This window comes from Thaumasiovibrio subtropicus, from assembly GCF_019703835.1.
Classification (GTDB): Bacteria; Pseudomonadota; Gammaproteobacteria; order Enterobacterales; family Vibrionaceae; genus Thaumasiovibrio; species Thaumasiovibrio subtropicus.
Map to the genome: position 1 here is coordinate 1,573,688 of NZ_AP023054.1, position 12,292 is coordinate 1,585,979.

The following is a 12,292-nucleotide window of genomic DNA, read 5'->3' on the forward strand; positions in this document are numbered from 1 at the left end:
GCATCGGCAGGCTGTTTATCGATCTCAGTACGCTAAATGTAATTAGAACTTACGGCTGTACTGTAGGCCGAAGAGAAGCGCGTCAGCACGGGTAGTGGCAGTGATTGTCCCACCTATTGGCATGCCTTCAATGATCTCTTCGGTGACAAGCTCATCTTTGCCACGCAGCATGGTAATACCAAAATCAACAGATGAGTTGCTGTTAATGTGGTAGCTGGCACCCGCAGAGAACCATTGACGATCTGAATCTGGGATAGATAGCGATGTACGCTCGTCAACGGCGGCGATGTCATACATGTAGCCAGCGCGCAGCGTCCAGTTGCTGTTCAGGTAGTAAGTACCCCCAAGAGAGATGTGACCAGCATCTTTCCATTCGTAGGTTTTCAGCGAACCAAAAGCATCAGAATCGACACTTTCAAATGAGCTCCATCCCACCCATTGTGCTGAGTAGTGAACAGCAAATTGTTCTGCCACTTTGTGGTAAGCAGAGAACTCAACCATATCTGGCAGCGCTAGATGTAATGTGTCATCGTGTGCAGTCACACCAACTTTAGTCACATCACCTTTTGCTTTGACGGTTGGACTGTAACGGTAACTTAAGCCAAAGCGATGATTTTCATTGAGCTCAAATGTCGTACCTAAGTTAAAGCCAACAGCGATACCATCAGCATCTGCGTTGAGAGCGCCTGGGCGCATCAGCTCACCTTGGCCGTAAATAATATCTAGGCCACCACCAAAACTCCATTGCTCGTTGATACGATACGCGACGACACCACCGAAGTTCATGCTCATCACGTCAGTCTTGCCACCTAATAGGCCGATCTCAAAGTCTTCTGAGAATTCTGTACCAGTGCCAAAGTTAGAGTAGGCAGAAACACCCCAAGACCACTGTTCATTGATCGGCGCAACAAAGTAAAAGTTGGGTACAAAGGCAGTTGAGCCGATATCATTTTGGTCAGAAATACTTTTTATAGGTCCAGGTAAATGTCCCGATCCGTCCTCTCTTGGACATAGCATTCCTGAACAGGAGCCATTGGTTACGTTGACATCCGTATCAATCACGGTGAAACCTAATGACATCTCTTTTTGATCAAACAGTGCTGCCGCTGCTGGGTTGCGCGCAATCGTTGAGGCATTGTCTGCAATCACAGCATCGCCCGCAAAAGCACGGCCTAGGCCTGTTGCTGATTGGGCATTTAGTTGAAAACCTGCCGCGAGGGCAGAGGTAGAACTCATAGCCAGAGCTGCGACAATCGCTTGGCTTAACAGACGCTTCTTATTCATATTCTTCTTACTTCAGTATGTGTAATGGAATCACCGTTCTGTGCGGTGATTTGATGCTGCAAGTCTATTGAGTGGTTTTTTTACTAGAACTCAGACCAGTTGAAAGTTGGCGCTAGATCAAGCAAGTTAGTCAGTTTTGTAAGGTTTATTGTTAATGCTGTTATTGCTGTGTGGTGGGTCTGTGATGTGTGAGGGTGAGCATGGTTATGGGGCAAAGATGAATAATGATCCAAACTGTAAGAAATGAAAGCAAATATTTGAGTACAAACTCTAAAAAATCAGGCTCTAAGTGATAACTGTTCTCAAAGCGGCGCTGTGACAGGGGTTTAAGTGATGTTTAACTAGATTGTTGCTTGGTGAAAGAGGGCAATTTGGGGTAAATTTGTGGCAGCAATGTGAATTTGATCAACAATGCCAAAGGATGGCATTTGAGCATAAAGGATAGCAATGTTACCGGTTCTTCCCTATCAAGCGACAGTCGATGAGGCTGTATTGCGCTTTCTCGATAGCCTATCGCAAACTTCGTTTTCTGGTGAAACGGACATAACCTACGCCAGCCGTTTATCTGTTGCCACAGATAACAGTGTGTATCAGCAGTTGCCTCAAGCGGTTATCTTTCCAAAAACAACCGACGATGTTATCGCAATCGGTAAACTCGCCGCCAAATATACGGAGGTGAGTTTTTCTGCACGAGGTGGCGGTACGGGCACCAATGGTCAATCGTTAACCCCCGGCGTGGTGGTTGACCTCTCGCGCTTCATGAACAAAATTCTTGAAGTGAACCCTGATCAAGGGTGGGTCCGAGTGCAAACAGGCGTTGTGAAAGACCAATTGAATGACGCATTACGTCCGCATGGCTTCTTCTTTTCTCCCGATCTCTCTACCAGTAACCGTGCGACGATTGGCGGCATGATCAATACTGACGCATCAGGCCAAGGTTCGTTGAAATATGGTAAGACGTCTGATCATGTACTGTCATTGCAGGCGGTATTGGCGGATGGCTCGTTGTTAGAAACAGAGCCGTTGAGTGCTGATGCCCTCGAAGAGACGCAATGTCACGGTTATGCGAAGCAAGCAATGCAGGTATCCGCGCGTGTGTGTAAGGAAAAGCGTGCTGACATCGACGCTAAGTTTCCACCACTGAATCGCTTTCTCACAGGCTACGACCTCAAAAACGCCTATCTTCCTGATGAAGACCAGTTTGATATCACCCGCATTCTCTGCGGCGCGGAAGGCTCACTCGGTTTTATAACTGAAGCTAAGTTGAATATCACGCCGATCCCGACGTCGCGTACCCTGGTTAACATTAAGTACGATAGCTTTGATGCGGCGTTGCGAAATGCGCCGATGATGGTGGAAGCCAATGCCTTGTCGGTGGAAACCATCGATTCAAAAGTGCTTAACTTAGCAAAACAAGACATTGTTTGGCACACAGTGAAAGACTTGATCACCGATGTGCCCGGCAAAGTGCTTCAAGGCATCAACATAGTAGAGTTTGCTAGCCAAGATGCGGATGAAAACAAACAGGCAGTTGATGCACTGTGTGAGCGCTTAAATGCGTTGATTGAGAAGGAAGAAGCGGGGATTCTAGGGTTTCAGATCTGTGATGATCTTGCTGGCATCAACAAGATTTATGGTATGCGCAAAAAAGCGGTTGGTCTGCTGGGGGCGACTGAAGGGCACGCTAAGCCGATCGCTTTCGCAGAAGATACCTGTGTGCCGCCGGAAAATCTTGCTGACTTCATCGTTGAGTTTCGCGCGTTACTGGATGGCTATGGTTTACATTATGGCATGTTTGGTCACGTCGATGCTGGCGTATTACATGTCAGACCCGCGCTGGATATGTGCGATCCGGAACAAGAAAAACTGATGAAGACCATTTCAGACCAAGTGGTTGCCTTAGTGGCAAAATATGGTGGTTTGATGTGGGGTGAGCATGGTAAGGGGTACCGCTCTGAGTACGGACCTGAGTTTTTTGGCGAGCGTTTGTTTGACGAATTACGTCGTGTGAAGGCGGCATTTGACCCCTACAACCAGATGAATCCGGGTAAAATTTGTACGCCGCTTGATTCAGAGGCTGAACTGGTTAAGGTCGATGCGATTAAGCGCGGTTATTTTGATCGTCAGATTGATGTCGAGGTGCGCGATAGTTTCTCTGTTGCGATGGGATGTAACGGTAATGGCTTGTGTTTTAACTACGACACGAGTTCGCCGATGTGTCCTTCCATGAAAGTGACCGCTGACCGTCGCCATTCACCAAAAGGGCGCGCAGGGCTAGTCAGGGAATGGTTGAGGCAGCTCTCGGAACAAAATGTTGATGTGCTGCAACTCGAAAAACAAGTCATTGAAACGTCGCCGTCCGTGAAGCAACTCATTGAACGGTTAAGAAATACTTATCTGGAAAAAGACTACGACTTTTCTCATGAAGTGATGGACGCGATGAGTGGTTGTCTAGCGTGTAAAGCATGCGCGAGTCAGTGTCCGATTAAGGTTGATGTGCCGAGTTTCCGTTCACGTTTTATTAATCTCTATTACAGCCGATACCAGCGTCCTGTTAAAGATTATCTCGTTGCGAACATAGAAACCTTACTGCCTTGGATGGCTAAGGTGCCAAATGTCGTGAATGCAGTGGCGACCAACAAGTGGTCAGAATTGATTGTTTCAAAAACCATTGGTTACCGTGATACGCCAGCGCTCTCTGTGCCGACGTTGGAGAAGACGCTTGAGAGCCATCATGCCTCACGCTTTGATTTGACTTGGCTGCAAGCGCTTTCGATTGAAGAGCGCGCGCGCTATGTATTGATTGTTCAAGATCCTTTCACCAGTTACTACGATGCAGAGGTTGTGAGTGATTTTGTCTATTTGGCTGAGAAGTTGGGCAAGAAACCCATTTTGGTGCCATTTAAGCCCAATGGAAAGGCGCAACATATCAAAGGCTTCTTGCGAGAGTTTGCTAAAACAGCCGAAAACACGTCAGCCTTTTTGAATCAGCTAGCGGAGCTGAACATTCCTATGGTGGGTGTCGACCCAGCGCTTGTTCTCTGTTACCGAGATGAATATAACGAGGTACTGGGTGAAGAGCGAGGGGAGTTTGAAGTACAGCTATCGCATGAGTGGCTAGTTAAGGTGCTCGAAGAGCGGCAACCATACCCAGATCGCGAAGAAGCCCCTTGGTTCCTTTTCGCTCACTGTACAGAAAAAACCAAAATCCCTAATGCCGAGAAGGTTTGGGGCGATATTTTTCAGCATTTTGGCGCGTCAATGAAAAGCGTGCCGGTGGGCTGCTGTGGTATGGCGGGCACGTTCGGTCATGAGGCTAACCGCTATGAAATGTCGAAAGATATCTATGGTCTGAGTTGGAAACCTCGCTTGGAGGAGCTGCAACACAATCGTGCCATGATCACGGGCTACTCTTGTCGAAGTCAAGTGAAGCGCTTAGAAGGGGCGAAACTCAAGCATCCTGTTCAGGTACTGTTGCGACTCGCATAGTGAGCAATGAAAAGAAAAAGGGCAGCGTTTGACGCTGCCCTTTGTTATTGATGGCGTGTTCCGACCTGAGATACGTTAAGCGACACGGTGAGGCTTTATGAATTCAGAGGTGTAATTGTCATCATTGACAATACCGAGTGCAAGGGTTGAATCGAGCACCTTTTCTGTTTCTGTCCACTGTACTAAGTTAATTTCCCCATTGAGCTGTTCGACAAGGGCAGTACAGTTTTCAACCCAGTCTCCATCGTTTAGATAAAGTATGCCATCTCGCTCAGCGATTTCTGGGTGGTGAATGTGACCGCAGACGATCGCATCAATGTTGCGCCTTTCCGCGAAGTCAAAGGAGGCGGTTTTAAAACGTTCAATAGCTTCATTGGCTTTATCAACGCGCTTTTTTAGATAACCAGATAGGGACCAATAGGGGAGACCTGCAGCGCGTCGACACTTTGCCCACCAGCGATTGAGCAGCAGCAAGAAATCGTAGCCAACGTCACCTATCATAGAGTGCAGTTTGGAATGGCACACATAGCTGTCAAATTCGTCTCCATGCATCGCCATGATGGTTTTACCCGCGGCGGACTCTTGCACAAAGCGCTGTTTTACTTCAATTCTGCCAAAGTCGAACTTGATGAACTGGCGAACGGTTGCATCATGATTGCCCGGCACGTAAACGACACGGGTACCTTGATGAGCCCGTTCAAGGAGAAGGCTAATGATATCATTATGGCTCTCAGGCCAATGGTGGCGCTTTTCCAATGCCCAGAGGTCAACGATGTCACCAACCAAGACAATGGTTTCCGCATGATGATGGTGGAGGAAATCCAACAGGAAGTTGGTCTTACAGTCACGGTTGCCGAGATGAATATCGGACAACCATAAAGTGCGTACTTTTTTCATAAGCCACGTGATTGAAGTGAGTTTATACCACACTAAAAGGGCTTTATGACGTTGGCTTGTCGCTAAAGTGAAGGGATTGTGTCAATTGTTACTAGCGTCTCAGCAAGAGTGTGTCTTCAATTTCTCTGAATCTATCACACTGGCTAATCAGGCTGGTGGCGGTTAAATTGGGCACACCATAAACTTCAACCTCAATACTGTGCTCATCTTGCAGGTGTTCGATCAATAAAGAGAAATCGCCGTCTCCGGACAATAAGATGATCTTATCGACATCTTTTGCGCACTGTATCGCGTCAATCGTGATTCCCACATCCCAATCGCCTTTCGCAGAGCCATCTGAGCGTTGAATAAAGGGTTTGAGTTTTACTTCAAAGCCTATTCCGCGAAGAATGTTTTGGAATTGACGCTGCTTTTCATCACCTTTATGGATCGCATAAGCGTATGCATAAGTAATGTCATACTGTGAAGCAGCTTCAGCCCAAAATGCGTTGTAATCAAAATTGGCTCGATATTGTTCTCTCGTCGTGTAATAGATGTTTTGAACATCGACGAGAATAGCGGCTCGAGGCCGTGATTGGTTAGTTTTAGGATGGGACACGTGAACTCTTCAGGCGGATGGTTAATCCAACAATAGTAGACAAAAAAAGGACTTACGAAAAGCGATATACTGAGTCTAGGTGGTTTTGAGTTCGCAAACTTGCGATTTGTTTAGTTTCAGTATGTTGGATTTCGGTTTCCATGTTAGTGATCTAAAAAAAAGGGTATAAAGGAAAAAGGGGCTGAAAAGAATTTGTGAAACGCTTTTGCGACTTGCAAGGTTCAAATGAACAAGTGACGTGTAAGACGAGATTCGCTCAGTTTGAACAAACGTTACTGGTACTGGCTTATGGTGATATGTCATCAAAAGTGAGTGTTTAATAATGGAGGAGTAAGATGTTAAAAGCAGTTGTGATTATCCTGCTATTGATGCTCAGCTATTACGGCACAAAGCGGTTAAGTGGCACTCAGCAAAAAAAGGTGTTCGTCTCTGTGTTAGGTTTGATGCTGTTAGGCGTCGGTGTGCTGGTGGTTTCTGAGTTGATTCGTTGATCTAAAGGTGAGATATGAAGGTTGTTGTTATTCATGGTCTCTACATGAATGGCTTAGTGATGATGCCGCTGTGTAACCGGATCAAGCAAGCAGGCTTTGAGGTGCTTAACCTTTCGTACAATACGATTGAACCGGACACGGATGCGATGTTTGCTGAGATCCGCGAGTTTGCTGGCGATACGCCAACGGTCTTAGTGGGTCACTCCATGGGTGGTGTTATGTCGCGCCAATATTTGGAAGCGACCGAAGATGAAAACATCCTTGCTGTTGTGACTTTAGGTACGCCGCATCAAGGGGCAAAAATTGCAAAATATATCCACAACATTGGATTGAGAAACGTGATGTTGCGTGGAAGTGCACCTTACTTGATGCCGCGCAAAGTAAAATGGCATCATAAAGCGAGGCTCTATAGTCTAGCAGGAAGGCTGCCATTTGGTGTGTTGCCCATTATTCTCCAAGGTACTGAACGTGCGTCTGACGGGACTGTGCTATTGGATGAAACAAAAATAGATGGGATGTGGGAGCATAAAGTCGTCGCCCAAAATCACGAGAGTATGCTGGTATCAAAAGAAGTGGCTGATTGGGTGATTGACGTTCTCTTTCGAGAGTCAAACATGTCGCCTTTGCCTAATCCTGAAATGTCAATGTAAAAAAAGGGAAGTGCGAACTTCCCTTTTCCTTTCCCGTTACTTTTGCGCCAAAGTTGCAAAGAATGCTTTGTCGCGATGCTGCAACCAAAGAAGCCTTTGCCCCAAAAGTATCGCTGCGACGGTGAGACCGATTATCGTACCTACCCAGAACCCATAGACGCCCATTCTTTCGACGAGTAAATCAGTTCGGCCAAGTATGTAACCAAGAGGCAAACCAACGCCCCAGTAAGCGAAAAGAGTGCGCAAGAAAATCGCGTTCATATCTTTATAGCCTCGCAGTGCACCAGCAGCAATGACCTGAATCGCATCGCTGAACTGATAGATAGCGGCCATGATCATCAGTTGCCCAGCGAGCAGCACCACTTCGGCGTTGTCACTGTAGATTAATGCGATGGACTCACGAAATGTAATACTGAAAAATGCCGTGACAATACTGATTGCAACACCGATGGCAATCGCAGCGAAGGAAGCAACTTTTGCCCCTTGTAAACGCTCTTCACCCACTTGATGGCCTACACGAATGCTCACTGCCATACCAATGCTTAATGGAATCATAAAGATCAATGATGAGAAGTTCATGGCAACTTGGTGAGCCGCGACGACGATCGCACCCAAAGGTGCAAGAAAAATCGCAATACAAGCAAACAGCGTTACTTCGAAAAAGAGCGATAGCGCGACAGGGAGCCCGAGCAAAAACTGGCGTTTTATCGTGTTGTATTGCGGCTTCTGCCAACAAGAAAAGGGCTTTAATTTACTTAGCTGCGGATTGAAGTGGATAAAAAAGAAAAGGGCGACGGTCATTAACCAATAGACAATAACGGTCGCAACAGCACAGCCTACTGCGCCTAGCTGAGGCGCACCAAACTCACCATAAACAAAGATCCAGTTGAGTGGGATGTTAGCAAGTAGACCTAAAAAACCGATATACATGGCGGGCGCTGTGAATGAGCGTCCCTCACAATAGCCCCGCAAAACAGTGAAGAGATAAACGCCAGGTAGAGCCCAAACAACCGTGTCAAGATAGCCGAGTGTCTTATCGCGCAACACGGTTTCAATATCCATTAAATCGACAATAACGACAGCGTTTCCGAGTAACAACATCAGTGGAATGCAGAGTAGGAGTGAAAGAAAAACACCTTGCTGAACCTGAAACGGTATCTTTTGTTGTTTTCCTGCGCCGTTAAGCTGCGCAATGATAGGTGTTAATGCCATGAGTACACCTAACCCAAATAGTAAAGTAGGAAGCCAGATGCTTGTGGCAACGGCGACCGCAGCCATGTCTGTTGCACTGACACCGCCAGCCATGACCGTATCAACGAATCCCATTGATGTCTGCGCAACTTGTGCGATGAAGAGAGGTGCGGAGAGTTTGAGAATTTTTTTTGACTCAATGATGTAGTTTTGCAAAGTGTATCCTGTTAATGACTTGTCGAACGGCGAGGGTGGCTTGAGCACAAGTGTACTGTGAGTTTGTCCGTGATGACATGAGCAATTTGTTAATAAGATGGTGTTGCAAGTCGCGGATTTGCAACACCGCTTGAAATTGCTGTTTAGGCGAGCGATTATCTGTTTCAGTTAATGCTCAAGGAGTTACTGGATGTTTACTGGTATTGTTCACAGCGCTGTGCCTATTGCAGCGATTGAAGAGAAAGCTGACTTTCGTCGTCATGCTTTCGACTTTAGTGATGAGTTATTGGAAGGGCTCGTGTTAGGTGCATCTGTCGCCAACAATGGATGCTGTTTGACCGTTGCCGAGATTTCTGGAAGTAGAGTAAGTTTCGACCTCATTGATGAAACGCTTGAAAAAACGAACTTGGACGCGGTCACTGTGGGTAGCGCCATTAATATTGAACGAGCCGCAAAGTTCGGCGATGAGATTGGTGGCCATTTGATGTCCGGCCATATTATTGATGTGGCAACAGTGGTTTCCGTCGTGCCTTCTGAGAACAATCTTGAAGTCGTTTTGCGTGTTGCACCTTGTTGGGCAAAATATATATTGCCGAAAGGGTTTGTTGGCGTAAATGGAATCAGTTTAACTGTCGGGCGTGTTGAAGAGAATCAGTTTAGCTTGCACATTATTCCAGAGACCATCGCGCGTACCAATATTGGTGAGTGGCAAGTAGGGGATAAGATTAATTTGGAAATTGATCCTCAGACGCAAGCCGTAGTCGACACGGTTGAGCGCGTTATGGATGCAAGAAGCGTCTAACCGCAGCCCATTGAGTCTATTGGTTCACCGTCGTTTAGAGCTAACAGAAAAGCCAGTGCGAAATTGCGCTGGCTTTTTAATCGGTAGTTTGAGTATAAGTGGTTGAGGGTTAGAAAATTTGCTCGTCGTCAGCATCCACAAAAAGCTGGATACTTCTCTGAGCCTCATTCACGGTTAGATGTAAATGGATGGCGTTGCAGCAGGAAGGGCAATCGTCATAAAAATCCTGACTACCTGCACTCGCGTCTAACGTCATGCGAATGCTATATCCACAATGTGGGCACGTAACACTCTGATCTTTAAAGTTATTCACAACCACTCCTTAGTTTGCACTTTTATCAATATGAATAACGGGCTTACTTTCATATTAGTGGCTGGCGCTGTTTTGTGTCTGAAAATAACTCCATTTTCTGCCTGTTTTCTCAAAAAAGATTGTCTCATGTAGTGCGGGTCACGATTGTGTTCAGTTGATGAAACAAAGTGGGTTATTTTTGCCTTTTTTATTATGTACGGAATGGTTATAAAATGTACATATTATGTGTTTTGTCACTTTCTATTGTAGAGGTGCCTTTTCTTAATGTCTTTAACGACTGGCATAATGCTTATAGGGGATGGTTGGGAGCGGATTATTTTTCTTTACGAGTTAAGTATACTCAAACCACCTCAAGATGCTTGTTCAGCGAGAGTTTCTAGGCTTGTCAACAAGACACTGTTTTGAAGATCTAGTGGACTAAATCAAAAACAATATATTTAATTAATAACTGAATGTGGAAGGCAACTGGTGAGTCGAATGTGACCGAATGCATCCGATGGGGCACTTTTATGTTAAGCCTCTCAAGAGGCTTGCCCAGTGCTCCGCTAGGTTTGCTATCAAGTGAGAGTGTATTTGGCAAAGGTGCGTTGAACTTGCCCTAGGTACTCTTCCCCAAATAGGTTGAGGTGATTGAGTAAGTGGTAAAGATTGTAGAGATCTCGTCGTTCCTCGTAATCTTTATCGAGCGGCCATACGCTGTTATAGCCGTTTAAAAATGCTTCTGGAAATCCGCTGAATAATTCTGTCATGGCGATATCGCATTCTCTATCGCCCCAATATGAAGCGGGATCAAAAATGACGGGACCATCGACAGATAATGCGCAGTTTCCAATCCACAAATCACCGTGTAGAAGAGAAGGCTTCGGTTGATGATGGCATAGTCTTTGATGGACGTTTTCGGTGATCATGTTGATGTCACCGAAGTCGTAGCCTTTTTCTTTAGCAAGTTGTAATTGCCAACCAATACGCTGCTCTGAGAAGAAGCGGCACCATTTACGTTGCCAGCTGTTAGGTTGAATCGTCGTACCTATATAGTTATCACTATCAAAGCCAAAATCGGCTTGGTCACCCCATTGATGCATGTGTGCTAACTGTTGTCCAAGATAGAATGCGCTTTCTGGCTCTAACGAACGCATTGGGAGATAATCCAGAACGATGAAGGCACATTCTTTACACGTCCCCACGTGGATAACATTCGGTGTGATGATTGAGTGGGTTTGTTTGATCTGCTTTAATGCTTCGGCTTCTGCTTCGAAATGAGAGAGGTGCGCTTTAACATTGAGTTTGACAAAATAGCGAGCTGTTGCCCCATCGCCTACGCAATAGCAATCATTTAGTTCGCCACTGAGTGTTTCTTTCTCTTTGATAGAAAAAGGAAAACCCGTTACGTCGCTGATCTGTTGAGCTACGGCTTGCCACATATGTACACCCCTCAGGAAGTCAAAGGACTTGCTTATATAGTAGTCTATTTCAATTATTCTAGACTGTGCAGTTGCCCACGTTTCAAGTGAAATATACAGCTGTATTAGAGTTGGGATCCATTTTGATCAATTAAGATCTCAATAATTGATTATTTGGAATAAATGAGAATCATTGACTAGATTGATAAGAATACCAATAAACAAACATTATTTGCCTTGATAAATTTCATATAAGCATTAATATCAAATACGAATTAAATGGATTTGAAAGAAACAAAGATTAGGTGAGTAGAGTGCAACAATATCGTCCTGACATGCCCCTGATGGAAGCCGTCGCTTACTTTGATGACCACATCAAATGGATGGGATGGCGTTCTAGCCAGTCGAAGCAGTTTAATCCTAGTTCAATGCGTCGACTAAAAGACTCGGTGATGAGTAACCCTTTCCTTTCAGACGAAGAAAAGTCTTACTGTTTGGTGAGTCTTCTTCAGTAAGTGAAATGGCCTTTATTTTTTCTCCTCGCCTGATTGTGATTTTGTTGGGTGCAGAGACTGTTCTGCTTTAGAAAAACTTCCCGTGCGAATCTGTAAGAGTTAGCTTGTGGTTCTCATTCGTCAAATATCGTTTGTTTGACGTGAGTGATTGCTTCTCTATACCAACCAACTCCCCGAGCTTTTCAGGCTGTTTAAGTTGTGGCTATTAACCAGTGTTGGCACTGTCATGACCATCTTCCTTAGGTAACTTGGCTATATCGCCCTTCTTAATTAGTGGCGTTGGATTGAGCAATTTATCGTGCTTCTGGAATGGTCCTTTCGATAGCATGACCGCAACCAGAGAATATCTTAAGAAAAAGGGGATTTTCGGGTTTAATTTTTTTGTGAGTTAGGTAACATTGATCCCCTTGCTTGGTGATGCAAATTTGATTTGTGCCAAGTTTTCC

At 45.5% G+C, this 12,292-nt stretch carries 11 protein-coding genes; 5 read left to right on the plus strand and 6 right to left on the minus strand.

Going from position 1 to position 12,292, the window contains the following annotated elements:
- Window positions 1-42: 42 nt before the first annotated feature.
- Complete coding sequence (locus TSUB_RS07255; protein WP_087025485.1) at window positions 43-1,284, minus strand: outer membrane protein transport protein; 1,242 nt, start codon at window positions 1,282-1,284, stop codon at window positions 43-45.
- Window positions 1,285-1,731: 447 nt separating this feature from the next.
- Here TSUB_RS07255 and ydiJ point away from each other — a divergent pair, with 447 nt between their 5' ends.
- Window positions 1,732-4,773: a D-2-hydroxyglutarate dehydrogenase YdiJ gene (ydiJ, locus tag TSUB_RS07260; protein WP_087025483.1), complete on the plus strand. Its 3,042-nt coding sequence runs from the start codon at window positions 1,732-1,734 to the stop codon at window positions 4,771-4,773.
- Between the two features lie 75 nt (window positions 4,774-4,848).
- On the opposite strand, the gene TSUB_RS07265 is transcribed toward ydiJ, so the two are convergent.
- Window positions 4,849-5,670 (minus strand): UDP-2,3-diacylglucosamine diphosphatase, encoded by an 822-nt coding sequence (locus TSUB_RS07265; RefSeq protein ID WP_087025479.1) that lies wholly within the window; start codon window positions 5,668-5,670, stop codon window positions 4,849-4,851.
- 91 nt (window positions 5,671-5,761) lie between these two features.
- Window positions 5,762-6,268, minus strand: a complete 507-nt coding sequence (locus tag TSUB_RS07270) for a LabA-like NYN domain-containing protein (RefSeq protein ID WP_087025476.1) — start codon at window positions 6,266-6,268, stop codon at window positions 5,762-5,764.
- A 335-nt stretch (window positions 6,269-6,603) separates the two neighbouring features.
- On the opposite strand from TSUB_RS07270, the gene TSUB_RS07275 reads away from it, so the two are divergent.
- Entirely contained in the window at window positions 6,604-6,759 is a 156-nt protein-coding gene (locus TSUB_RS07275) for a hypothetical protein (protein ID WP_159065026.1), read from the plus strand.
- 14 nt (window positions 6,760-6,773) lie between these two features.
- Entirely contained in the window at window positions 6,774-7,409 is a 636-nt protein-coding gene (locus tag TSUB_RS07280; RefSeq protein ID WP_087025473.1) for a lipase family alpha/beta hydrolase, read from the plus strand.
- Window positions 7,410-7,445: 36 nt separating this feature from the next.
- On the opposite strand, the gene TSUB_RS07285 is transcribed toward TSUB_RS07280, so the two are convergent.
- Entirely contained in the window at window positions 7,446-8,816 is a 1,371-nt protein-coding gene (locus TSUB_RS07285; RefSeq protein ID WP_087025470.1) for an MATE family efflux transporter, read from the minus strand.
- Between the two features lie 190 nt (window positions 8,817-9,006).
- Between TSUB_RS07285 and TSUB_RS07290 the strand changes: the two genes are divergently transcribed.
- Window positions 9,007-9,618 (plus strand): riboflavin synthase subunit alpha, encoded by a 612-nt coding sequence (locus tag TSUB_RS07290; RefSeq protein ID WP_087025468.1) that lies wholly within the window; start codon window positions 9,007-9,009, stop codon window positions 9,616-9,618.
- A gap of 109 nt (window positions 9,619-9,727) precedes the next feature.
- On the opposite strand, the gene TSUB_RS07295 is transcribed toward TSUB_RS07290, so the two are convergent.
- Both TSUB_RS07295 and TSUB_RS07300 read right to left on the minus strand, forming a co-directional pair.
- Entirely contained in the window at window positions 9,728-9,931 is a 204-nt protein-coding gene (locus TSUB_RS07295; protein ID WP_087025465.1) for a CPXCG motif-containing cysteine-rich protein, read from the minus strand.
- Window positions 9,932-10,488: 557 nt separating this feature from the next.
- A complete protein-coding gene (locus tag TSUB_RS07300; RefSeq protein ID WP_087022715.1) occupies window positions 10,489-11,352 on the minus strand; it encodes a fructosamine kinase family protein in 864 nt (287 codons plus the stop codon).
- 293 nt (window positions 11,353-11,645) lie between these two features.
- Between TSUB_RS07300 and TSUB_RS07305 the strand changes: the two genes are divergently transcribed.
- On the plus strand, window positions 11,646-11,846 hold the full coding sequence (locus TSUB_RS07305; protein ID WP_159064815.1) for a hypothetical protein: 201 nt from the start codon (window positions 11,646-11,648) through the stop codon (window positions 11,844-11,846).
- Window positions 11,847-12,292: the final 446 nt, after the last annotated feature.